We start from the raw sequence: 23,558 nt of genomic DNA, 5'->3' as shown, positions 1-23,558 counted from the left end.
CACGAAGTGAGGCTTTTTTTTAATACCTCGCTGGAAGCTCTATGGAACCCCCGGCATAGCCAGGGGTTTTCAAAAGACATAATAAATCAGAAAAAAGGATGACACAGCGTCATCCTTTTTTCTATCCGCTTAATCTTGTATCGGATTTTTATTCTCATCGAGTGTAAACCCTTCGCCAAGTACATCATGAACGGTTGTTACAGCCACAAATGCATGTGGATCGATACTGTTAATAATAGCTTTTAATTTTACAATTTCATTTCTTGCAACAACACAATAGAGTACATCCCGCTTTTCAGCTGAAAAACTACCGCGTCCATCTAGTACAGTTACTCCGCGATCCATTGAAGTAAGAATTTTATCTGCGATTTCATTGCTTTTCCCTGAGATGATGGTTGCTCCTTTAGCTGAATAAGCTCCTTCTTGAAGGAAATCAATGACACGAGCACCAACATAAACAGCGACTAGTGTATACATACCTTCCACTAAATCTAAAATAACAAATACGGACGTAGCAATAACAATAAAATCGAATAGAAACATGGTTCGGCCCATACTCCAGCCCACATATTTGTTTACGAGTCTTGCAATGATATCAACCCCACCAGTCGTTCCTCCAAAACGGAATATAATTCCTAGACCAACACCAATGAATACACCAGCAAATAAAGCTACCAACGTCATATCATTTTCTAACGGTACATTAAACTGATATGTTTGAAATATTCTTAGAAAAATGGATACTGTAACTGTTCCAATTATCGTATAAATAAAAGTGTTTTTACCTAAGAATTTCCAACCGATAAAAAACAACGGAATATTTAATAAAATATTGGTGATAGCCGGGTCCCATTGCCACAGAAAATAAAATAATAATGTAATCCCTGTAAAACCACCTTCACCAAGGTTATTCTGCATATTAAAATGTACAATACCAAACGAAAAAATAGCGGATCCCAATACGATAAATAGTATATTTTTAAGATTTAACCCCTTTAGCATGTAGTATGACCTCCGGATTATGAATTCAATTTCGCCCATGAATCAAATCTCTTCTTATTATAGACAATTTAATAGCGAACAACAATTTAATTTTTGCATCTAAAAAATTTGTCAAATGAGTAGCTTTTAGCTAACATGAAAGAAGAACGAAAAGGAAGAGGGGAATTACCATCGATACACCTACATATAGCACAAAAGAAATGCAGCAACGGGTTGATGCTTATATTTCTCAATTCAAGGAAGGATACTTTTCACCATTATCACAAATGGCAAGACTAACGGAAGAAGTCGGTGAGCTTGCGAGGGAAGTAAGTCATTATTATGGTGAAAAGCCAAAAAAGTCTTCTGAGAAAACATATACGGTTGAAGAAGAACTTGGGGATATTCTATTTGTTCTCGCCTGTTTTGCAAACTCGCTTGATATCGACCTATCTAAGTCATTCGATATGGCGATAAGTAAAATTGAAACAAGAGATAAAGATCGCTGGATTCGTAAAGACGACAAGAATTAAAGGAGAGAGAATTTGATGACAATAAATATTATTTTAGCTGGACCAAGAGGCAGAATGGGCCGAGAAGCAGTAAATATGGTAAGTCAGGAATCCGATTTTAAACTAGTAGCATGTATCGACCGAAAAAATGGTGGGAAGGAAGTTAAGGATATACAGGGTTTACCACCATTACATGTACCAGTTTACGAAAATGCGGAAGAATGCTTTGAAGTAGTAAAAGCTGATGTTTTTATTGATTTAACTGTTCCTGAGGTTGGTTACTATCATACGAAATTGGCATTAGAAAATAATATGAGACCTGTTGTGGGAACGACGGGATTTACAGATGAACAATTAAATGAGGTAGCAGAACTTTCTAAGTCAAAAAAATTAGGTTGTATTATTGCACCCAATTTTGCAGTCGGTGCCGTTCTAATGATGAAGTTTTCTCAAATGGCCGCTAAATATTTTTCTGATGTAGAAATCATCGAAAAGCATCATGATCGAAAATTGGATGCCCCTTCTGGAACTGCGAAGAAAACAGCAGAATTAATTATGCAATCAAGAGATTATAAAAAACAAGGACACCCAGAAGAAGAAGAAACAATAAGAGGTGCTCGTGGAGCTGAAATGGATGGCATGCATATTCATAGTGTTCGTTTACCAGGACTTGTTGCGCATCAAGAAGTGATTTTTGGAAGTCCTGGTCAAACGCTATCCATCAAACATGACTCATTAAACCGTGAATCGTTTATGGATGGTATTAAACTATCCGTTAATCATGTTATGGACATGAAGGAGCTTGCATACGGGATGGAAAACATCTTGTAACCCTTGATGCCATAATAACCGAATGGTACGTATTTGCGTTATCTACCAACTACGCAAAATGCAATCGACATGAATAAATGCAGTAGAGGCATTGGCCAAGAATTGGTGAGTGCCTTTGTTCTCTACAGTTAAACGTGAAAGTAAAGGTATAGAAAGAAGGAGAAATGTGAAAAAAATAGGGATTACATGCTACCCAAGTGTTGGTGGGTCAGGAATAATTGCAACTGAACTCGGTAAACTGCTTGCTGAACAAGGAAATGAGATCCATTTTATAACATCAAGCATTCCATTTCGGCTGACCAAAATCCACCCCAAGATATTTTATCATGAAGTAGAATTAAATCATTATCCAGTTTTTCAGTATCCACCATATGATTTAGCGCTTGCAGCAAAGATGGCCGAAGTTATCGATCAGCAAAAACTTGATATCCTTCATGTTCACTATGCAATGCCACATGCCATTTGTGCAATCATGGCTAAAGATATTGCAGATCATGACGTAAAAATTGTGACAACACTTCATGGAACAGATATTACTGTACTCGGTATTGATCAAACCTTTAAAAAGATCATTAAGTACGGAATCGAAAAATCTGATGCCGTAACTGCTGTTTCCGAAAGTCTTGTTAAGCAAACGGTTGAAATGCTTGATGTAAACAAGGAAATAACGACAATCTATAATTTTGTTAATGAAGAAGACTATTATAAGCAACATGTACCTGCGTTAAGGCAACAATACGGCATTTCAAACGATGAGAAGGTACTCATCCATATATCAAACTTCCGAAAGGTAAAACGTGTACAAGACATCATATACGCTTTTAAACAAATTCGGAATGAAGTAAAAAGTAAGTTACTACTTGTCGGTGACGGACCGGAATACGCTGATATGGTGCAGCTTGTTGATTCACTCGGATTAAAAGAAGAGGTGCGCTTCTTAGGAAAACAAACAAACATTCGGGAGTTATTATCAATAGCTGATTTAATGCTTTTATTATCCGAAAAAGAAAGCTTCGGACTTGTTTTGCTTGAAGCGATGCTATGCGGTGTTCCAAGTATTGGTACGAACGTAGGCGGGATCCCTGAAGTTATTGAGCATGATAAAACAGGCTATACAGTTGAGCTAGGCGACATAGATGCGGCAGCAAACCATGCAATTGAAGTGCTAACCGATGATCAGTTAATGCAACGCCTTTCCGATAATGCTTTCATACAGGCGAAAGATAAATTTGCATCAAAAAAAATAGTAAACCACTATCAGCAGCTGTATGATACAGTTTTAACAACCAATATAGAAAATGGTGATTAACCATGCTACCAAAAGTTTTTTTAATGGCTAAACCAGTACTCGAACATATTGAAAAACAAGATCATAAAGCTTATTTTGTTGGTGGCTGTGTGCGTGACCTTTTGTTGGAGCGCCCAATCGGTGATATTGATATTGCAACCTCCGCCTCACCTGCATTTATCCAGAAGATTTTCACAAAGGTCATTCCAGTTGGGATAGAACATGGAACTGTAATTGTCCGACATAACAATGAGTCCTATGAGGTGACTACATTCCGTATTGATGGGAATTACTCTGATAAACGACATCCTGACTCTGTTCAATTCATTGACAACATTGATAAAGACCTAGAACGTCGGGACTTCACAATTAATTCGCTAGCAATGGATTTGAATGGCAATATGATTGATCTATTTGGAGGAATCAACGATATTGAGAAACGAGTTATTAGAACAGTCGGAAATGGCTATGAGCGGTTTACCGAAGACCCACTACGGATTATACGAGCAATTCGCTTTTCCAGTCAGCTAGGATTTACAATTGATCCGAAAACCTTTCAGGAAATGAAGGATGTAAGCAGTGAAATTAAAACCCTTGCAATTGAGCGGATTGCTAATGAATTTACGAAACTATTTGCTGGGAATGATGTTAACCGGGCTTTAACTTATGTGAAAGATTTGCAAATTGAACGATACTTACCAGTATTTTGCGATTTCCCTCACATTCTTTCCTCATTACCAGCATCAATAAGACCATTACAATCCTTTGCCGAAGTCATTGCGCTATTCCATCTTGTCAATCCAACTATAGAGGTCAGTCGGTGGGTCAAGGAGTGGAAATGCTCGAATAAAACAAAACAGGAAGCGATTCATTTAGTCGAGGCTTATTTTCATTTTGAATCACATGGGATGGATCCATGGCTCATCTACCGATTAACACCAGCCTTTTATGAGGGATTTATACGAATTAGCGAGAATATTACACAAACGACTACAATTCGTTTGCAGGAAATGAAAGCAATTGAACAACAGCTTTCCATTCATTCAAAAGAAGAGTTAGCTTTTAATGGATATGATTTAATGACATTATTTCCCGAAAGGAAAAGAGGCCGATGGATACAAAATTTACTCAAACGCATTGAATTTAACGTTGTATCCGGTAAATTAGAAAATAATAAAAAAGAGATAAAGGAATGGATAAAATGGAATCCACCCGAGACCAATTGATTCAGCTTCTAGCAGAGAATGGAGATGCTTATATTTCTGGACAGGCTTTATCCGATTCGATAGGCATTTCTAGAAATGCTATTTGGAAGCAAATGAAAGAACTCGAAAAAGATGGTTACCAAATCGAAGCCAAACCAAGAGTTGGTTATCGTATTACGGAATTTCCCGATAAATTAAGCAGCAATACACTAAAATGGGGACTTGATACCGCGTGGCTTGGAAAAACAATTCTTCATCACCCAACAGTAGATTCTACACAAGCAATCGGACATCAAGCTGCTCGTGAAGGGGGACCACACGGTACAATTATTGTTGCCGATGAACAAACAGGTGGAAGAGGGAGGATGAACCGGTCTTGGCACTCCGCAAAGGGAAAAGGGATGTGGCTAAGTATCATCCTTAGACCAAAAATACTCCCGAACCATGCAGCACAACTGACTCTTTTAACTGCCACTGTCTTGGCAGATGTGCTGGATAAATATGATTCTGTTAAACCTTTTATTAAATGGCCCAATGATATTCTAATTAACGAGAAGAAAGCAGCAGGAATTTTAACAGAAATGCAGGCTGAGCAAGATCAAATTCAATATATTTTGATAGGAATTGGATTAAATGTAAATCAAACGAGAGACGATTTACATGAAGATATTCAATCCAAAGCAACGTCACTCCGAATTGAATCAGGTAACGAATTATCGATTAAAAACCTTATTCAAGAACTGTTAATTGCTTTTGAAGCTTCTTTCGACAAATATATGGAACAAGGATTTTTACCAATTAAAAAGAAATGGGAAAGCTATGGTTTCAAAATCGGAGAAGAAATTGCTATCAAAACGTTTAAAGATTATTGGAGAGCACCATTTCATGGGATTTCTGAGGATGGTGCATTATGTACAGAAACAGAGGAAGGAAAACCGATCTCACTTTATTCTGCTGAAATAGAGTGGTTTAATGATACGAACAGGGAATGACACTACAGAAACCCTAAACACAGCAACAGTTAGTAGTTGACGTAGGTAGAAATCCTGCTATCATTATTATTGGGTTCATTATTCTGTAGATTATTACATGTAGTTTACACGAGGTCGACTAACTCTTATCACTTTATACGATAAGAGTTTTACTATTAACAAACAAAAGGTCTGTAGAAATCGAATGATTTAATGAGAATAACATTTAGATAAACCGGACTTAGAAAGTAAGGTGGATCAGGTGAATAAATTTGTCGTAATAGACCTGGAAACAACAGGACATTCTCCGTTAAAAAGTGATAAAATAATTGAAGTTGGTCTCGTCGTTATAGAAAATAATGAGATCACAGATACCCGTACAACCTTATTTAACCCAAAGATGCCCATTCCATCATTTATTTCAAATTTAACCGGAATTTCTGATAGTGATGTGGAAGATGCACCATTATTTCATGAAAAAGCCGATAAAATAGTTGATATTTTTAAAGACAGTTATTTAATTGCTCATAATGTAAAGTTTGACCTTAATTTTCTTAACACAGAACTTGCAGCCAATGGCAGGGAGCGATTGATAAATCCAGTATTAGATACGGTAGAGCTTTCACGGATACTATTTCCTCAAGCGCCTAGTTATAAACTTGGCCAGCTAGCGGAATATTTGGATATTCATCACGATGATCCTCACCGCGCATTGTCCGACGCTTATGTAACGGCCAAGTTATTTTTAAAACTAATGAACAAATTAGAATCATTGCCATATGAAACAATTGCTCACTTATTGAACTTGGAGAAGCTATTTATTTCCGACCTTCATGAAATATTATCAAATCAAATGGATAGACTAGCATTTGCAACTACCTCCCCGAAAGATATAACGATTTATCAAGGGTTAGCCTTTAAAGAGATACCCGAAACGAAAAAAGAAACAGCTGTCGTCAAGGAGTCTTATGGAGAGTATCTTGATGGGATTTATGAAGCTAATGGTTCCATGGAGAAGCAGATGAAAGGATATGAAAAAAGAGCTGGCCAACGTGAGATGTCAGAAATAATCTTTGACTCCTTTCGATCGAATACACATGCTTTAATTGAGGCTGAAACAGGAACAGGGAAGTCGCTAGCATATTTATTACCAGCAATTTATGAAGCGGTAAAATTAAATCAGAGGCTCATTATTAGTACATATACTACACAATTGCAGAGTCAACTGTTGGATGAAGAGATTCCTGCTTTAAGAAGCCTAACAACTTTTCCGTTTCAAGTGGCAATCCTAAAAGGAAAAAGTCATTATATCAGCTTAGAAAAATTTGCATATGAGTTAAATGATAGCTCATATGACAACTATGATATTGCATTAACGAAAGCAATGCTACTGATATGGTTGACTGAAACAGATACTGGAGATATTGACGAAATACAGCTACCGTCGAGTGGATATTTTTTCTATAATAAAATATCTACAGATGCAGAAGGAAAGGTCGATTCTTTCTCACCGTGGTTCTCCAAATCTTTTTATCAAAAAGCACGGAGAAAGGCGCAAAAAGCCGATGTCGTAATAACGAATCATGCATTATTATGTACAGATATGTTCAATGATTATCAATTTTTACCGACGTATGAAAAAGTAATTATCGATGAAGCGCATCACTTTGAAGAGACGGCTTCACACCATTATGGAATGAAGCTTGACTACATCAATATGCAATTTATCTTTAATCAAATTGGTCGTGTAAATGATGGTAAATTATTTGGCAAGCTTGTAACAAATTATTCGTTGACAGAAGTGCAAGTCCCTCTTGAAAAATGGGACCGCCTATTTGATCAAGCTAAATATGAAATAGATGATTTATTTCAAAACTTGTACAATTACGTTGTATCTCAACATAAAAACAGTAAGTCGTTAAGTGATATCGGGAGATTACAGTACCGGTTTGATGAAGAAAAAGAAGCAGAGAAAACGTGGGATGCAATTCAAGAAATGGTAACAAGGCTTACATTCTTTATTCGAGATCTTATTCATATCCTTGCACTTATTGAGCAGCATTTGACGAAAAGCGAGTTAATGGATAAATATGACAAAGAAGAATTAGACGGAATTACAAGCACATTTCAAAATTTTATTGATCGATTGGAACAGCTTTTCTTTACCGAAGGAAATGTACCACATGTCAAATGGATCGAAATAGATACAAAAGGTACAAAAAATGCGGTTTATTTATATAGTGAGCCAGCTGAGGTATCTGAATTACTTGCTAATGAATTTTTCCGAGTAAAGAAAAGTGTTATCATGACAAGCGCTACATTGACGATGAAAAGCTCATTCGATTACATCCAAAAAAGGCTAGGATTAAGTACAGATCGATTGATCACAAAGAAAATAGAGTCGCCTTTTTCGTATAAAGATCAGGTTCAACTACTCGTTCCAAATGATTTTCCAGATATTAAGTATGGAAACATCGATGATTTTATTTATGCGACATGTGAAGCAATTTTGTCACTTGCCGAAATAACTGAGGGAAGAATGCTCGTTTTATTTACATCCTACGATATGCTGAAAAAATCCTATACCCTTTTAAAAGAAACGATTGACACAGGGAAGTATGTCTTAATTGGACAAGGAATAACGAGTGGCAGTAGGTCTAGACTCAAGAAGAATTTCCAAACCTTTGATCACGCGATTTTGCTTGGAACAAGTTCTTTCTGGGAGGGTGTGGATATACCAGGAGACGATTTATCATGCCTCATGATTGTTAGACTCCCGTTCCAGCCACCAAACCACCCAGTGTTTGAAGCGAAATCAAATCTGGTAAAAGAAGACGGCAAAAATGCGTTTATGGATTTATCATTACCGAATGCTGTTATTAAATTCAAACAAGGTTTTGGCAGACTTATCCGTTCATCTAGCGACAGAGGGATTGTATTTATTTGTGACGCACGTATTATTAAAACACGCTATGGCAAATACTTTACAGAGTCAATTCCAAATGTACCTATCGCATTTGATACGACACAAAGCCTGATCGAAAAAGCGGAAGAATGGTTTTAATGATAACAACATAAAAAAACTACTGATGTTTCTGCATCAGTAGTAAGTTAAGATGTGATATGGGTTAGGATTTTTTGTCAAATTAACTCGTATCTTGACTACTGGTTTATTGTAGTTGCGCTTTTTAATTCGACGTTGCTCTTATTGTTTACATACTGACTAGAGCTATGTATAGTAAAAATTGATAAAATAGAAACACAATTGTTGGAGGAGTTATAATGAATCACTATACAATATCATTTTTACCTGATGTACTTCCTGATTGTTTGTCTGATAAAGATAAAATCAATCAATGGGTTGGGTCATTAGTGGATGATGATTATGAATAAATCGAATTGGCTACTATGGAGCTCCTTGTCCCTGCTTGTTATCCTTCTCGGGTTGGGCATATATGGTATCGTTCTTTATAATAATTTATATGATAGCAAAACTGCTGGATTTGATGAAACGAGTAGACAAATACTTAGTCAAACATCTATTACAGAAATAGAAAAAATTGAACAATATAATGGTTCTAAGGCTTATCATGTTTTATTTGGAAGTAATGATGCAGATGAAGAAAAGCTTATTTTCTATCCGCTTGAAGGGAAGGAAAAAAGCTTGACTACAATTGATAAATCTGAAATATTAACAGAGGAAGAAATCATAAGCAGGTGGCAATCGGAATGTAATAGCTGTAAGCTCATTAAGGTTACACCTGCACTAGAAGATGACGAAGCACTATGGGAAATTGCTTATAATGATGTGAATGATGAGTATGTGCTGGATTACAAATCAATTTACGATGGATCCCCAGTTCACATGTACCGCTTTAAAAGAATGTTTAATTAAGACCGGGTATAGAGCTAAAACTGCCTTTAAAATTTTACTTTACCCGAGCGAAATGGTGTATAATAAACAAGCATTGGAAAAGATGGAAGAGACTTATCTCAGGTTATCCAGTTTTGATCATTCTGATGAGGTGTAAGTAAATTATCGATACGGATGAAACCTATATATCGATTACATTATTCCAACATATTAAGAGAATAGACAGTACATTTGGAGGTAACATGATATGAAAACAACTATTTCACAAGCTGCAAAACATAAAGATCAAGAAGTAACGATCGGTGCATGGCTTACTAACAAACGATCTAGTGGAAAAATTGCTTTTTTACAACTACGTGATGGAACAGGATTTATTCAAGGTGTCGTTGTAAAGAATGATGTATCTGAAGAAACTTTTCAACGTGCTAAAAGCCTTACACAAGAAACGAGTATGTATATTACCGGAAAAATTGTTGAAGATACAAGATCTTCTTTCGGTTATGAACTACAGGTTAGTGACATTGAGGTAATTCAGGAAGCAGTTGACTATCCAATTACCCCTAAAAAGCATGGCACAGAGTTTTTGATGGATCACCGTCATTTATGGTTACGTTCGAAGAAACAACATGCTGTTATGAAAATTCGTAACGAAATTATTCGATCAACGTATCAGTTTTTCAATGAAAATGACTTCGTGAAGATTGATCCGCCAATTCTTACAGGATCGTCAGCAGAGGGTACCACTGAGTTATTCCATACAAAATATTTTGACGAGGAAGCATACTTATCACAAAGTGGACAACTTTATATGGAAGCTGCAGCAATGGCATTTGGTAAAGTATTTTCATTTGGTCCAACTTTCCGCGCAGAAAAGTCGAAAACACGTAGACATTTAATTGAGTTCTGGATGATCGAGCCAGAAATGGCTTTCGTTGATCATGAGGAAAGCCTAGTAATTCAAGAGAATTATGTAAGCTATATCGCTCAATCTGTATTGGAAAATTGTAAGCTTGAACTAGAGGTACTTGAACGGGATACATCCAAATTAGAAAACATTAAAGCACCATTTCCAAGAATTACGTATGATGAGGCAATTGAATTGCTTAAAGAAAAAGGATTCGATGATATCAAATGGGGAGAAGACTTTGGTGCTCCGCACGAAACAGCAATTGCTGAAAGCTTCGATAAGCCTGTTTTCATTACAAACTATCCAGCGGAGATTAAATCTTTCTATATGAAGCCACATCCAGAACGTTCTGATGTCGTTCTATGTGCAGATTTAATTGCCCCAGAAGGCTATGGAGAAATTATCGGCGGTTCACAGCGTATTGATGACCTTGCGTTAATGCAAGAAAGATATGAACAGCATGGACTGACAGGACCAGCATATGAGTGGTATCTAGAATTAAGTAAGTATGGAAGTGTACCACACTCTGGATTTGGATTAGGACTAGAACGAACAGTTGCCTGGTTATCTGGAGTGGAGCATGTACGCGAAACGATTCCATTCCCAAGATTGCTAAATCGCCTATATCCATAATAAATAAATCCTTTAAAATCCCTTGCAAAATAAAAGCAAGGGATTTTAATTTCTGATTCTGTTCAAAGGCCTCTGGGTCTCCCTTGAGGTACTAACATTCAGTGGAGAATCCCACTGAATGAAGTTTCACTTTATGTTAGAATATATCTTTCATGCTATACTTGAGTAGAGGTGCAGACAAACATGACAAATAAATTTTCATTTCAACAAATTTTACTTAATCAATTACAGATACCAATTGAATTACTTTCAAAATATAAACAACTGGGATTAAACGAAAAAGAAGTAATGCTTGTTCTTCAATTACTTCGTTATCTACAAATCAGAAACGAATTTCCTACACCATATGAGCTTTCCCAACATGTAACAATGGATGAGCAAGAATGTGCAAACTTACTGCGAAAATTAGTTCAAAAAAATCTTCTCTCTATTGAAAAAAAGGAAAATGAAAACAAGCAATTGAGTGAAGCTTACTCACTAGATCCACTTTGGGAAAAGTTATTTATTGAAGAGGAAATCGAAATCCAAGAAGAGCAAACAATTGGTACTATATTTATTGTATTTGAACAAGAATTTGGAAGACCGTTATCTCCATTTGAGATAGAAACGATTAATACTTGGATTGATGAAGACGAAATAGCGCCAGCGTTAATCAAAGCTGGTTTACGTGAATCTGTGTTAATGGGCAAGCTTAATTTCAAGTATATTGACAGGATCCTCCGAGAATGGAAAAAGAAAGGGATTCATTCTGTTGATCAAGCTCGTGATGCAAGCAAAAAATTCCACTCAACCCAATCAACTTCCAAACAAGAAAACATACCAAAGCGCGATACATCTTTTTACTACAACTGGTTAGAGGAGGAAAATTGAGACAATGTTAACGAAAAAGCAAATAAGATATTGCCTCGATGTGATGGAGGAGATGTTTCCAAATGCGGAAGGGGAGCTCGTTCACTCCAATCCATTTGAACTTGTTATCGCAGTTTTGCTATCCGCACAATGCACAGACAAGCTTGTAAATAAAGTAACGGCTGATTTATTCAAGAAATATAAAAAGCCAGAGGATTATCTAGAAGTCACATTAGAAGAATTAGAACAAGATATAAAGTCCATTGGTCTATATCGTACGAAAGCAAAAAATATAAAAAAGCTCTGCCAAGTTTTACTCGATGATTATAATGGTGAAGTTCCACAAACGAAAGAAGAACTAGTGAAACTTGCTGGTGTAGGAAGGAAAACGGCAAATGTAGTTGCTTCCATCGCTTTTAATGAGCCAGCAATTGCAGTGGACACACATGTAGAGCGTGTTTCCAAACGACTAGGTATATGCAGGTGGAAGGATTCTGTGGTTCAGGTAGAAGAAACACTTATGCGCAAAGTACCTCGAGATGAATGGAGTGTCACACATCACCGAATGATTTTCTTCGGGAGATACCACTGTAAGGCAAGAAACCCCAATTGCCCAGAATGTCCACTGCTTGAACTATGTAGAGAAGGTCAAAAACGAATGAAAAAAGCTGCTGTTGTAAAGTAAATAATGGTGATCGTCTTATAGGATAATTATTTTTTCTAAACGAAGTAAAAAGAGGTAAACTCGTCAGGAGTTTACCTCTTTTTCAAATGTCTTTAGCTATTCTTCAGTATCTTCTTCATCTTCTTCTGGTTGTTCCTCTTCATCTTCATCTTCTGGTTGTTCCTCTTCATTTTCGTCTTCTTCATCGTCATTTCCATTTGTTTCTTCATCCGCTGGCACCTCAACACTTGTACTTTGAGTGTCTCCACGGGTATTATTCGAACCGATTGGTGTGACATTGATTGTATAGCTTTGACCTGGTGCTGCACCACTAATTTCAATTCCGTTCGATTGTACCGTTTGTGTTTGACCGTTCACGGATACTTCGAAAGATGCATCAGGTCCATTATAATTCCAATTTACATCAATGATAGAGGATGCTGCAATATATTGTGCAGATAAGCCACTTACAGGTGGAATGTTCTCTTCCTCATTTTCTTCTTCATTTTCGTTCTCTTCCTCATTTTCCTCTTCTTCCTCGTCTTCATTTTCACCTGGAACCGTTACAGAAGTCGTGCTTGGATCACTTTTCATCGATCCGCTTATAGCAACTACTTGAATCTCATAAACAGATTCAGCTTCCACTTCGGTGATTTCCATTGACGTATCCTCCGTAGAAGAGAGATTTTGCATTTGACCACCGTCTACACTTGCGCTTACTTCAAAGCTGACGTCGTCATCGGAACTATAATTCCAATCAATTTGAATGGAGTTTGATTCCTCGTCGTAGACTGCATTTAATCCAGAAACTGGATCAAGTTGATCAAACTTCTCGGAAGTCTGTTTAGGCTCTGTTCCTTTAACAAAGAGCTCGGTAATCTTATCTGAACTTGGTGTATATTCACTCGGTAGCGCTGGTGGGTTTGAACCTTTCTCTACGGTAACCTCAACAACAGAATCTGGTTTAACAAAATCAGGTGTTTCAATTCCTTCTGATATTTTTTGCATCGTGTTTTTAAATAATGCCTGTGAAAGTTTCGTATCCGTTAAAGGTGCTCGTTTTCCATCTTCTGTGTAACCGCCAGTCCAAGCTGCAATTGTATAATTCGTACTATACCCAGCAAACCATGAATCACGGTTTTCATTTGTCGTCCCGGTTTTACCAGCTACAGGTACACCAGGTACATTTGCGGCAGTACCAGTACCACTCGTAACAACAGATTTCAACATATCCGTAACCATGTATGCTGTGTAATCTGACATAGCTGCAGTTGATTCTGGAGTTAAATCTACCACTCTTCCGTCTGAGAATTCAACTTTTGTTACAGCATAAGGCTCCGTATAAATTCCTTGATTCCCAAATGCATGGTATGCTCCAGCTAATTGAAGTGGAGTCACATTTGTTTCAGTTCCACCAATAGCATCTCGAATTGCCATTTGATCATTATGGAATTTTATTCCTAAACCTTCAGCAAATTCCTGCGCTTTACTAATTCCAACTTCATCTAACAACTTAACAGTAGGTACGTTTAAAGACTGATTTAAAGCGTGCCTAGCAGTCATCCAGCCACCATGACTTCGATTCCAGTTTCGAATCGGAGTAGAACCACCAACTTCATACGGCGCATCATCATTCAACTGGTGATAAGTTGAAATTTTATCATACTCGATTGCTGGCCCAAAAGACATAATTGGCTTGGCTGTTGAACCGAGCTGGCTACCACCGCGAATGGCGTAATTATATCCTCCGATTTTTTCATTATTTCTGCTACCACCGATTGCTTGAATTTCTCCATTTTTTGTATCTAATACAACCATTGCTGCTTGCGTTTGGTCGTCTGGAAAGGCGATTGGATTTTCATCACTATCTGTAAGTAAAAATTCAACATGTTCCTGGATACTTGGATCTATTGTTGTATAGACTTTTAATCCATCTGAGTCAATGTTTGCACCATCAACTTTGCTTTCTACTTCTTGTCTTACCTGCTGTATAAATGCTTCATATGGCGTTGGATCTGGACGTGATTCCACAAGCAGGGAAGGGATGTCTACTTCTCTAGCTTCGTCAGCTTGTTCTTGTGTAATCTTTCCATGTCTTACCATTAATGTAAGCACCGTATTCATTCTTCCTTCTGTTAAATCGGGATTTTCAAAAGGATTATATGCAGTAGGACGTTGTGGTAAACCAGCAAGTATTGCTGCTTCTGCTATCGTTAAGTCATTTAAATCAGACTTACCAAAATAGTTTTTAGCAGCCTCTGCAACACCATAGGAATGATTACCATAAAATATTTTATTTAAGTAAAATTCCAGGATTTCCTCTTTGGAATATTGTCTCTCTAACTGTAATGCTAGCCATTGTTCCTGTACTTTTAAACTTATTTTCTTGTCAGGTGGTAAAAATGATCTCTCAACCACTTGATGTGTAATTGTACTAGCACCTTGCGAACCAAATCCGTCCGAAATATTCGCTAACACTGCACCACCAAGTCTTCGTAAATCAATACCCGAATGTTCAAAGAATCTCGCATCCTCCGTTGCTGTTACGGCATCAATCAAAACTTGGGGCAGGTCATCGTAAGTTATTTTCTGCCTTTTTTCTTCCCCGCTTAAGGTTGCAAATTCTTCTCCATATTTATCGTAAAGTGTAGAAGAGAAAGTATCCTCTAATTTTGCTGGATCCAAATCTGGAGCTGTTGCAATCCAATAAGCTGCTAAAGCTGTACCTCCCACTCCAAGTAATAAACATACGAGGAGAAATGAAAATAATATTTTCTTCCAAATAGGTTTCTTTTTCGTTTTTTTCTTCTGTTTTCTTCTAGCTGCTCGACTCTGGCTGTTTTCTGCCATCGTTCCATACCTCCGTCTCTAAAAATAAAGCTTATCTATAATCGATAAATAATTAATACGCATTTGAAAATGAAATGGGATTAAGTAGCTTTCATTTTGAATTTTTTCATAGGAAATGGATTTTTTCCCATTATTTAATTTGTCGTCCCAAAATAGGAAAAGTTTCTCTGCCTCTAAAAAATATGCTTCATCATAGGCCGCAAATCGAATAATGATAAAGCAAATTCCGCCTTGGCTAATAATTGACTTCATGTGTTCAATCTGGTGATCATGTATGTTCGCTAAAGGAAAAAGGGTTTTATTTTTGGTTTCCTTTGCTTCGAAGTCAATATATTTACCGCGATAAATACCATTATAATCTGTAGTAGAAGCTTGCTTAAAATATGCCTCTGTAATCACAGCTGCACTTCGTTTTGGATAATTTACATTGACAATTTGTACGGGTGTCGGTTTTTTATGAATGACTGCTCTACCCGTGTCAAGATAAAATTGATTGGTAATATTAATATCTTCCTCTAAGGACATCCCTCGGTTACTAAATGTATTTTTATCTTGTTTTATCCTGACTGGCATCGTTTTTCGTTGCCCATTTGGATAGTTCAAAAGATATTCCCTCCCAGCATATGACAGTATAATATCAGAAAAAGAGGTAAATGATAACTTTAAACCACAAAGAATAGCTTACTCTATTTGCCTAGAATAATAATTTTTGTAGCTAGTACTTTATTATATCATGATATAACAAATCAAAACCGATCACATTATTGACAATTTAACGATCGTTTCGTTAAACTCTTTTCCATTCTTTATTGTACATAATTTCACAATTGATTCAAGTTTATAACGGTTTTTTAAAGAAGTGTAATATTAATGATATATTGATACGTATGGTAAAAATAAACGGGGCAGTTTCTTTCATTATTTTAAACATTAATTATACAAAACCATATAGACAGGGAAAGGATTTGTATAGACAAACTACACAAACCCTTTGACTCCTATTATTTATTTAAGTAGATGGACGATTCGGCCCATTTAATTTTTTATCACCAGTTTTCAATGATTTTTCTCCACGTCCAGCTGCGTTTTTGCGTTCGTTCTTCGACTGTTTCAACAGTAACACCTCCTTTAATTATAGTTTGTCTCATTTCAGTGAAAAAATAACCCTTTCCACTAGTTTTGTAATATAGCTTCTAGTTTTGTCGAAGGTAAAGGGTAGTCACTGTTGGATGGAGAATTTAAGATATAACAAATAAAAAATAAGGGTGATAATATGTCTTATCCTTTAAAAGAACAAAAGGGTATTAGCAAAAATAAAGCACATATTACATTACAACAAATGGAGGATCAGCTTCGTTTTATTGATCAAAAATTAAAAGTGCATGTAGACCGCGAAGTATGGATACATTTTCAAAAAGAAATTCATCAGATCGACTTTACAAAATCAGCAATCGAAAAAATGAGAGCTTGAACGAATTAGATGCCTTCTAGACATAAAAATGATAAAGTAGGGGTATACAGTTATAAACCAATAAAGGCGGAAATGCAGCATGGAATTAAAAGAACAAACAGAAAGTCTGAAAAGTCATCTTAATCAGTTAAGGGAAAAGTTTGATCATAATGAAGCACCTGTGGACAGTCGAGATCGAGCGTTTTTTTTGAAAGTTAGAGAAGAAACCTTGCCAATCTATACATTGTTAGAAGAGTGGGAAGCTACAGCATTAAAGGTTGTTAAAAATAGAGAAGCAAAGGTACACCCACATCAAGTAGCATCGACGAGAGAAAATATGGAGCTCTTGTTAATGCACAGTTATTACATTGATGCGAGAAGGAAACGATATATGGAATTATACACATCTATTTTGTATGTGTTTGATTTGCTACTAGAAGATATATCGTAAGATTTCTTTATCAAAATAACTTTACAATTATTTTAAATGCTCCTATAATAACTTGCACTATACTAAAAGGATGAGTGGAATGCTAACGAATAAACTAATTGAAGAAGCAATAAAAATAAGAGAGCGTGCTTATGTTCCATATTCCAAGTTTCGAGTAGGAGCGGCTCTGCTTACAAAATCAGGGAAAGTCTATACCGGATGTAATATTGAAAATGCAGCATATCCTGTTTCCTGCTGTGCAGAACGAGTGGCAATCTTTAAAGCTATTTCAGAAGGGGAGACCGATTTTCAAGAACTTGCTGTTGCAGCGGATACCGCAAGACCTGTACCGCCATGTGGGTCTTGTCGCCAAGTAATGAGTGAGTTTTTTGATAAGTCCATGTCAATCCATTTGACGAATTTAAAAAAAGAAATAAAATCATTTACAATGGAAGAATTGTTACCATTTTCATTTGAAACGGATGATTTACTAAAAGCTAATGAATAAAAATTATATCTTAACCAAAAGTAGTCATTCTTTCCTTATTTATGAAAAAATAAAGGAGACTGATATTCAGTTTCCTTTTTTATGGTATAATAAGAGTATAATTTCGGTAATAAAGCTTCTTTTGATTCATACATTTATAATTGAACCTAAATAATTCTATTAAAAATAGTATAGATGAAGATCATGAGGTGATGAGATGAGTATAAATCGAGTTCAACTTAGTGGGAAAGATATTTTGGAGAAAGACTTTAAAACAGCAATGCGTGGATATAACCAAGAAGAGGTTGATGAATTCCTTGATGTTATCATACAAGATTATGATTTGTATAAACAAGAAATCGATCGATTGCAGGCTGAGAATGAAAAGCTTAGAAAAAATTCTACTGACCAAACAAGAACGAGAGCCCCACAAGCTACTAGTCAAGTGAATTATGATGTATTAAAACGTTTATCTAACTTGGAAAAAGCGGTTTTCGGTAAAAAATTCGTTGAATCTGGTGAATAGTTACCTGATTCAATATGGTTTTGCAGCTGTTTTTTTCTCAGCCATTGAAAAATGTTTAGAAGTATGCTATTCTTATACGTACGGTAATTAAATGCTCAAGTAATCGCTGCATGCAAATGCAGAGGAAAGTCCATGCTCACACAAACTGAGATGTTTGTAGTGTTCGTGCTTGATGAATTCATAAGTCAAGGTAGCTTTTACGCTAACGGCAGAAGACATTCCTAAGTCATTCGTGATATGGAATTATTCTTGAAAGTGCCACAGTGACGTAGCTGGAGTGGAAACATTTCAGGTGGAACGAGGTAAACCCCGCGAGTGAGCAACCCAAATAATGGTAGGGGCATCCTTTAGTAGGGAATTCAACCGAAAGAGGGACAAGTATGATCTTGTAGATAGATGATTACATCCGGAGTACGAGGTTGACCACCGTTTGCAGTACAATGGTACAGAACATGGCTTATCGAGCATTTAATGGTCTGAATACGAATAGAAACCTTTCTTGGCCGATGTCGGTAGAGGAAAGGTTTTTTTAATTTTTATGTTCTATAGGTTTTTCGAAAAAGTCCGGTAAAAATGACACATCGAGAGCAGTAGACCTTCGACTAAGTACCGACACGTCCTGTGTCGAACATCGAAGTCACCACATCCTGTGGAAGCTCGTTGGCTTGCTATTCTGTTCCTCACGTATTAATTGCATACGTTCCGGTACTCAAAGCTACACCGCCTTGAACCTCTCGGTCCTTTTTATCCTCCTTTTTGAATACACACTAATATGGTAAACTAAGAATAACTTAAAATCGAAGGGAATAGTTGGATGCAAAAAGTAACATTAATCGCAACCGCAGCAATGGGTCTAGAATCGGTAGTTGCACATGAAGTAAAACAATTAGGATACGAAGTAACTGTAGATAACGGTAAAGTTATATTTGAAGCACCACTTTCAGCTATACCACGCTGTAATTTATGGCTTCGCAGTGCTGATCGAATTAAACTAATTGTTGGCCAATTTAAGGCTACAACATTTGATGAGCTCTTTGAAGCAACGAAGGCATTGCCATGGGAATATTATATCGCAGAGGATGGTCAATTTCCCGTCTCTAGTAAATCTGTGAAATCAACACTGTTTAGTGTTTCTGACTGTCAAGCAATTGTAAAGAAGGCCATTGCTGAAAGATTAAAACTAAAATATGGTCTAGCTACCAAGATGCCTGAAACAGGAGCACTTTATAAAATAGAAGTCGCGTTATTAAAGGATGTTGTAACACTAACAATCGATACATCAGGTACAGGACTCCATAAACGTGGTTATCGTGTAGGACAAGGTGAAGCGCCATTAAAAGAAACATTAGCTGCTGCACTGATCATGCTTACGAACTGGAAACCGGATTATCCTTTAATTGATCCTTTCTGTGGATCTGGAACAATTGCTATTGAGGCAGCACTGATTGGGCAAAATATCGCACCTGGTTTCAATCGAGAATTTGCTTCAGAGGATTGGACGCTATTACGAAGAAAGTTATGGGATGATGCTTTTGAAGAAGCAGAAGACAAAGCAAATTATGACCAAAAACTGATGATTACTGGATCCGATATTGACCATAAAATGATTCAAATTGCAAATGATAATGCAATCGAAGCAGGGCTGGGAGATCTGATTACTTGGAAGCAGATGCAAGTAAGTGATTTAACTTTGCAGCAGGATAATGGCTATATTATAAGTAATCCGCCATATGGTCAACGTATTGGCGACGAGGATATAGTAGCAAACATGTATCGAGATTTAGGAAATATAATGAAAAACCATCCTTCCTGGAGCGTTTACATTATTACAGCCTTTGAAGCATTTGAAAAACAATACGGTGCACAGGCAACAAAGAAAAGAAAGCTATTCAATGGATTTATTCAAACCAATTATTATCAATATTTTGGAGAAAAAATAAAGATGGATTAATCCTTGAAGAGGTATCAAGAGATTTTTTTTGCAATAAAAGAGTTGAATAAAAATGGAAGAGACAGTTTATATAGCTGACTCTTCCATTTTTAATTTAGGAATTACCAATTGGCCAATCAAATGGTACTGATCCAGGTGGTGAATTCTGTATAATATCAACAAACGGAATGGTGTAAGCAAATAGAATTAAAGCAATCGTAATTGCAACCCATAGTTTCCAGTTTTCCATCCACATTGGTGTCGGCTCAGCATTTTCTTCTTCCTCTGCAATCGGGAATTCTTCATCACCCTTTGGAGAGAAAAAGGCTAGCTTGATAAAAATATATACCATGAGAATAATACCGACAAAAAGAATTGTGCCACCAATTGCTTGTGCCATTTGATAAGCACCCCATGTGACGGCCTGTTCTGTTCCACCATACTCGGAATAATCAGAGCGTCTTGGTCCACCTAGGAGACCTTGGATATGCATCGCTCCTGACATGATTAACATACCAATTCCCCAAACAATCGTTTGAATAATACCTAGACGATTAACGGATTTGGTAAGCTTTCTCCCTGTTAAATGTGGGATAAGCCAATACGTAATCCCAAAAAAGGTTAAAATTACTGTCGTTGCCACGGTAAGGTGAAAATGACCTGTAACCCAAATCGTATTATGGACAAGTGTATTCATTTGGTGAGAAGCATTAATAATTCCACCAGCACCACCCGGAATAAATGCGAGCATCCCTACAAATGGTGCGAAGAAACGAACATCCTTCCATGGTAAATGTTTAAACCAACCGAATAACCCGCCGTACCCTTTACGTCTACCAGTAATTTCAAATGTAGCAAACAGTGAGAATGCCGTCATTAAACTAGGAATAATAACCATAAATGTTAAAACTACTTGAATAAATTTCCAAGTCGGATCAATCCCTGGCTCTGTTAGTTGATGGTGAAACCCAACAGGAATAGAAAAGAATAGGAATAACACAAATGATAATCTTGCTAATGAATCACTAAATAATTTACCGCCAATAATCTTAGGGATTATCGCATACCACGCCATATAAGCGGGCAATAACCAGAAGTATACTAATGGATGACCAAAATACCAGAATAATGTTCGACTTACGAGCACATTAATCGTTTCCGCATAACCAAGTGACCATGGAATAAATTGCACAAGTACCGCAACTGCAATACCCAATGAGGCTATAAACCACATGATCATATTAATGGTTACCATAAATGCTAATAATGGTGATTTTTCGCCTGGATGTTTTTTCTTCCATAGATAAAGCTGGCGCCAATTTACAAACGCAGCAACCCATGTTCCAACAATAACGAAAGCCAAACCGATATAAAAAGCCGGATGAGCTTTTAATGGTGCATAGAACGTATAAAGCACACTCGCTTTACCTAATAAAATAGTAATTGCTGTCATAATGGTACCAATGGTCATAATCCAGAAGGCAAGCCAAGATAGGTTACGCTGCTTATCTGACATACCAACCGTTTTACTCATTAAAGCAAACTGAAACCCAATAATAAAGAATGTTGTAAGTACAAGCGCAAGGATAACACCATGGACAGTTAAAATTTGATAGTAACCGATACCAAATGGAAGTGTGAAATTTCCAGACCTTACTAATACTTGTAACAGACCCATTAATCCACCGATAAATAAAGATATAAATGCTACATACATAAAAGACATATAAAGTTTTGCTTCTTTTTTGGGAATAGGGAGCAGTTGTCTAGAGTCTTCATTAGGCAATACGACATTATGAAGCGCCATTATTCATACACCTCCACAGTTGTGTACATCATATGGTGACCAATACCACAATACTCATTACAAAGTAAGGTATACTCACCAGGTTGATTCATTTCAACCTCCATACTACTGATATAACCGGGTTCGACCATCATGTTTACATTTGTGCCAGCAATATTAAAACCATGAATAACATCTGGCGTTACAACCTGAAATAGAACAGTTGCCCCTTTTGGTATCTCAATATGTTTTACTGCATTACCTTCCTTATCGACACCGAAGTCATAATTAAATGCACTTGCAACGACATTGACGATATATCGGTCTTCATCCACTTTTGTCAGGCCTAAATTTTCTGGTTTAAACGCTTCATGGGCCTCTACGTTTTGAGGATCAATTGTTAGACCATGGCTTTGAGGGTGAGTTCCGAGATAGAAAGCACCGTAACCCAGAATAACTAAAAAAAGTACTAATGCACCAATACCAAATGTAAGCCATATTTTTTCAAACTTATGAAAATGCATCTTTTCTCACTCCTTTTTAAATTCCTTATTTACCTTGAAAGGAAAATTGCAAATACTGCAACCCAGCTAATAATAATAAATAAACCTAAAACTCCAACAGATATTAATGTTCCTTTCAAATTTGGCTCTTTATCAACATTCGTATGGGTTTTCCCATGCTGTTTCATTCTTATCATCCTCCCATCATGTTATCGGTTACCTCTATTTTCATCATACACAAAGTAGAAATAGAAATTAGTGAAATGTCTAACGTTTCACAATTTGTTCAATTACGCCTGCAACTATATTAATTAAGGCTTTACTAACTTATAAGTATAAAAAGTTTGTGAAATAACTATGAATAAATACCTATTTTTATTGACAATCCCCAGGCTTGTAGTAGGGGATAAGTAGGCCGATTGTAATGATATGTGTTTTGCGAAAAAATCCAAGTATACGTGGCAATAAAAAAAGCAGTAATCATTTAAGATCACTGCTTTCACTTCTATGTGTTTTGCTTATTTTTTTACAACATTTGCGGCTTGTGGACCACGTTCACCTTCAATAATTTCAAAAGTAACTTCTTGGCCTTCTTCTAAAGATTTGAAGCCTTCTTCTTGGATTGCTGAATAATGGACGAATACATCATTACCTTCTTCCAATTGGATAAATCCATAGCCTTTTTCAGCGTTGAACCATTTAACTACACCGTTCTCCATATCCTATTCCTCCTAAAAATGCCACGTGAAACCGTGTTAATACAAAGTATAGACTCAGAATATATTAAAAAAGGCAGCTTCTATAGAAGTGTAGGATCATATTGCATCCACTTCTATAGAAGCTGCCTTTTCGTCAATGATTCCGTACATCTTCTTTGCTTG

Annotated in this window: 22 protein-coding genes and 1 other RNA gene; 16 read left to right on the top strand and 7 right to left on the bottom strand. The window is 36.6% G+C overall.

Translation table 11 applies throughout. The features are described from left to right. Nucleotides 1-129: 129 nt before the first annotated feature. Complete coding sequence (locus F1560_RS07840; protein ID WP_149474078.1) at nt 130-1,002, bottom strand: YitT family protein; 873 nt, start codon at nt 1,000-1,002, stop codon at nt 130-132. 200 nt (nt 1,003-1,202) lie between these two features. On the opposite strand from F1560_RS07840, the gene F1560_RS07835 reads away from it, so the two are divergent. The 10 genes from F1560_RS07835 to nth all read left to right on the top strand — a co-directional run bounded on the left by F1560_RS07835 (nt 1,203) and on the right by nth (nt 12,736). Then, nucleotides 1,203-1,514, top strand: coding sequence for a nucleotide pyrophosphohydrolase (locus F1560_RS07835; protein WP_149474077.1), 312 nt, complete (start codon nt 1,203-1,205; stop codon nt 1,512-1,514). A gap of 15 nt (nt 1,515-1,529) precedes the next feature. Next, nucleotides 1,530-2,324 carry a 4-hydroxy-tetrahydrodipicolinate reductase gene (gene dapB, locus F1560_RS07830; RefSeq protein WP_149474076.1) on the top strand — a complete coding sequence of 265 codons (795 nt, stop codon included), beginning with the start codon at nt 1,530-1,532 and terminating at the stop codon, nt 2,322-2,324. Between the two features lie 166 nt (nt 2,325-2,490). Continuing rightward, complete coding sequence (bshA, locus tag F1560_RS07825) at nt 2,491-3,633, top strand: N-acetyl-alpha-D-glucosaminyl L-malate synthase BshA (protein ID WP_149474075.1); 1,143 nt, start codon at nt 2,491-2,493, stop codon at nt 3,631-3,633. 2 nt (nt 3,634-3,635) lie between these two features. Then, nucleotides 3,636-4,838 carry a CCA tRNA nucleotidyltransferase gene (locus tag F1560_RS07820; RefSeq protein ID WP_149474074.1) on the top strand — a complete coding sequence of 401 codons (1,203 nt, stop codon included), beginning with the start codon at nt 3,636-3,638 and terminating at the stop codon, nt 4,836-4,838. Next, nucleotides 4,805-5,809, top strand: coding sequence for a biotin--[acetyl-CoA-carboxylase] ligase (locus F1560_RS07815; RefSeq protein WP_338112805.1), 1,005 nt, complete (start codon nt 4,805-4,807; stop codon nt 5,807-5,809). The genes F1560_RS07820 and F1560_RS07815 overlap by 34 nt, the downstream gene beginning before the upstream one ends. Nucleotides 5,810-6,050: 241 nt before the next feature. After that, the gene (gene dinG / locus F1560_RS07810; protein ID WP_149474073.1) at nt 6,051-8,852 is read left to right on the top strand and encodes an ATP-dependent DNA helicase DinG; all 2,802 of its coding nucleotides are present in this window, start codon (nt 6,051-6,053) and stop codon (nt 8,850-8,852) included. Nucleotides 8,853-9,173: 321 nt separating this feature from the next. Next, nucleotides 9,174-9,683, top strand: a complete 510-nt coding sequence (locus F1560_RS07805) for a cell wall elongation regulator TseB-like domain-containing protein (protein ID WP_245347745.1) — start codon at nt 9,174-9,176, stop codon at nt 9,681-9,683. Between the two features lie 226 nt (nt 9,684-9,909). Continuing rightward, the gene (asnS, locus tag F1560_RS07800) at nt 9,910-11,202 is read left to right on the top strand and encodes an asparagine--tRNA ligase (RefSeq protein WP_149474072.1); all 1,293 of its coding nucleotides are present in this window, start codon (nt 9,910-9,912) and stop codon (nt 11,200-11,202) included. Between the two features lie 183 nt (nt 11,203-11,385). Next, on the top strand, nt 11,386-12,072 hold the full coding sequence (locus F1560_RS07795) for a DnaD domain-containing protein (RefSeq protein ID WP_149474071.1): 687 nt from the start codon (nt 11,386-11,388) through the stop codon (nt 12,070-12,072). Between the two features lie 4 nt (nt 12,073-12,076). Beyond that, nucleotides 12,077-12,736: an endonuclease III gene (nth, locus tag F1560_RS07790; RefSeq protein ID WP_149474070.1), complete on the top strand. Its 660-nt coding sequence runs from the start codon at nt 12,077-12,079 to the stop codon at nt 12,734-12,736. Between the two features lie 96 nt (nt 12,737-12,832). On the opposite strand, the gene F1560_RS07785 is transcribed toward nth, so the two are convergent. After that, the gene (locus F1560_RS07785) at nt 12,833-15,565 is read right to left on the bottom strand and encodes a penicillin-binding protein 1A (RefSeq protein WP_149474069.1); all 2,733 of its coding nucleotides are present in this window, start codon (nt 15,563-15,565) and stop codon (nt 12,833-12,835) included. Nucleotides 15,566-15,583: 18 nt separating this feature from the next. Then, on the bottom strand, nt 15,584-16,168 hold the full coding sequence (gene recU / locus F1560_RS07780; protein ID WP_149474068.1) for a Holliday junction resolvase RecU: 585 nt from the start codon (nt 16,166-16,168) through the stop codon (nt 15,584-15,586). Nucleotides 16,169-16,838: 670 nt separating this feature from the next. Between recU and F1560_RS07775 the strand changes: the two genes are divergently transcribed. The 6 genes from F1560_RS07775 (at nt 16,839) to F1560_RS07750 (ending at nt 20,409) form a co-directional block, all read left to right on the top strand. Continuing rightward, nucleotides 16,839-17,036 (top strand): hypothetical protein, encoded by a 198-nt coding sequence (locus F1560_RS07775; protein WP_149474067.1) that lies wholly within the window; start codon nt 16,839-16,841, stop codon nt 17,034-17,036. A 79-nt stretch (nt 17,037-17,115) separates the two neighbouring features. Further along, nucleotides 17,116-17,466 (top strand): DUF1798 family protein, encoded by a 351-nt coding sequence (locus F1560_RS07770; RefSeq protein WP_149474066.1) that lies wholly within the window; start codon nt 17,116-17,118, stop codon nt 17,464-17,466. 70 nt (nt 17,467-17,536) lie between these two features. Then, complete coding sequence (locus tag F1560_RS07765) at nt 17,537-17,953, top strand: cytidine deaminase (protein ID WP_149474065.1); 417 nt, start codon at nt 17,537-17,539, stop codon at nt 17,951-17,953. 196 nt (nt 17,954-18,149) lie between these two features. After that, the gene (gene gpsB, locus F1560_RS07760; RefSeq protein WP_149474064.1) at nt 18,150-18,458 is read left to right on the top strand and encodes a cell division regulator GpsB; all 309 of its coding nucleotides are present in this window, start codon (nt 18,150-18,152) and stop codon (nt 18,456-18,458) included. Between the two features lie 91 nt (nt 18,459-18,549). After that, nucleotides 18,550-18,923, top strand: an RNA gene (gene rnpB / locus F1560_RS07755) — RNase P RNA component class B. A 349-nt stretch (nt 18,924-19,272) separates the two neighbouring features. Further along, nucleotides 19,273-20,409: a THUMP domain-containing class I SAM-dependent RNA methyltransferase gene (locus F1560_RS07750; RefSeq protein ID WP_149474063.1), complete on the top strand. Its 1,137-nt coding sequence runs from the start codon at nt 19,273-19,275 to the stop codon at nt 20,407-20,409. 94 nt (nt 20,410-20,503) lie between these two features. Here F1560_RS07750 and F1560_RS07745 read toward each other — a convergent pair whose 3' ends face one another. The 4 genes from F1560_RS07745 to F1560_RS07730 all read right to left on the bottom strand — a co-directional run bounded on the left by F1560_RS07745 (nt 20,504) and on the right by F1560_RS07730 (nt 23,396). Then, the gene (locus F1560_RS07745; protein ID WP_245347755.1) at nt 20,504-22,114 is read right to left on the bottom strand and encodes a b(o/a)3-type cytochrome-c oxidase subunit 1; all 1,611 of its coding nucleotides are present in this window, start codon (nt 22,112-22,114) and stop codon (nt 20,504-20,506) included. An 80-nt stretch (nt 22,115-22,194) separates the two neighbouring features. Beyond that, nucleotides 22,195-22,698, bottom strand: coding sequence for a cytochrome c oxidase subunit II (locus F1560_RS07740; protein WP_149474061.1), 504 nt, complete (start codon nt 22,696-22,698; stop codon nt 22,195-22,197). Between the two features lie 29 nt (nt 22,699-22,727). Beyond that, nucleotides 22,728-22,865 (bottom strand): cytochrome c oxidase subunit 2A, encoded by a 138-nt coding sequence (locus F1560_RS07735; RefSeq protein ID WP_245347743.1) that lies wholly within the window; start codon nt 22,863-22,865, stop codon nt 22,728-22,730. 330 nt (nt 22,866-23,195) lie between these two features. Then, nucleotides 23,196-23,396 carry a cold-shock protein gene (locus tag F1560_RS07730; RefSeq protein ID WP_149474059.1) on the bottom strand — a complete coding sequence of 67 codons (201 nt, stop codon included), beginning with the start codon at nt 23,394-23,396 and terminating at the stop codon, nt 23,196-23,198. Between the last annotated feature and the right edge of the window lie 162 nt (nt 23,397-23,558).

It is taken from the genome of Oceanobacillus polygoni (genome assembly GCF_008304605.1).
GTDB lineage: Bacteria > Bacillota > Bacilli > Bacillales > Amphibacillaceae > Oceanobacillus > Oceanobacillus polygoni.
This window is presented reverse-complemented; position numbering and strand designations above follow the sequence as displayed.

Excerpts from the sequence above, each read along its gene's own strand:
- nth (WP_149474070.1), top strand. The coding sequence starts at position 12,077 with ATGTTAACGAAAAAGCAAATAAGATATTGCCTCGATGTGATGGAGGAG.
- dapB (WP_149474076.1), top strand. The coding sequence starts at position 1,530 with ATGACAATAAATATTATTTTAGCTGGACCAAGAGGCAGAATGGGCCGA.
- F1560_RS07785 (WP_149474069.1), bottom strand. The coding sequence starts at position 15,565 with ATGGCAGAAAACAGCCAGAGTCGAGCAGCTAGAAGAAAACAGAAGAAA.
- F1560_RS07765 (WP_149474065.1), top strand. The coding sequence starts at position 17,537 with ATGAGTGGAATGCTAACGAATAAACTAATTGAAGAAGCAATAAAAATA.
- F1560_RS07775 (WP_149474067.1), top strand. The coding sequence starts at position 16,839 with ATGTCTTATCCTTTAAAAGAACAAAAGGGTATTAGCAAAAATAAAGCA.
- F1560_RS07840 (WP_149474078.1), bottom strand. The coding sequence starts at position 1,002 with ATGCTAAAGGGGTTAAATCTTAAAAATATACTATTTATCGTATTGGGA.
- F1560_RS07815 (WP_338112805.1), top strand. The coding sequence starts at position 4,805 with ATGGATAAAATGGAATCCACCCGAGACCAATTGATTCAGCTTCTAGCA.
- F1560_RS07745 (WP_245347755.1), bottom strand. The coding sequence starts at position 22,114 with ATGTCTTTTATGTATGTAGCATTTATATCTTTATTTATCGGTGGATTA.
- F1560_RS07735 (WP_245347743.1), bottom strand. The coding sequence starts at position 22,865 with ATGAAACAGCATGGGAAAACCCATACGAATGTTGATAAAGAGCCAAAT.
- F1560_RS07795 (WP_149474071.1), top strand. The coding sequence starts at position 11,386 with ATGACAAATAAATTTTCATTTCAACAAATTTTACTTAATCAATTACAG.
- F1560_RS07770 (WP_149474066.1), top strand. The coding sequence starts at position 17,116 with ATGGAATTAAAAGAACAAACAGAAAGTCTGAAAAGTCATCTTAATCAG.
- gpsB (WP_149474064.1), top strand. The coding sequence starts at position 18,150 with ATGAGTATAAATCGAGTTCAACTTAGTGGGAAAGATATTTTGGAGAAA.
- F1560_RS07740 (WP_149474061.1), bottom strand. The coding sequence starts at position 22,698 with ATGCATTTTCATAAGTTTGAAAAAATATGGCTTACATTTGGTATTGGT.
- F1560_RS07820 (WP_149474074.1), top strand. The coding sequence starts at position 3,636 with ATGCTACCAAAAGTTTTTTTAATGGCTAAACCAGTACTCGAACATATT.
- asnS (WP_149474072.1), top strand. The coding sequence starts at position 9,910 with ATGAAAACAACTATTTCACAAGCTGCAAAACATAAAGATCAAGAAGTA.
- F1560_RS07835 (WP_149474077.1), top strand. The coding sequence starts at position 1,203 with ATGCAGCAACGGGTTGATGCTTATATTTCTCAATTCAAGGAAGGATAC.
- F1560_RS07730 (WP_149474059.1), bottom strand. The coding sequence starts at position 23,396 with ATGGAGAACGGTGTAGTTAAATGGTTCAACGCTGAAAAAGGCTATGGA.
- F1560_RS07750 (WP_149474063.1), top strand. The coding sequence starts at position 19,273 with ATGCAAAAAGTAACATTAATCGCAACCGCAGCAATGGGTCTAGAATCG.
- F1560_RS07805 (WP_245347745.1), top strand. The coding sequence starts at position 9,174 with ATGAATAAATCGAATTGGCTACTATGGAGCTCCTTGTCCCTGCTTGTT.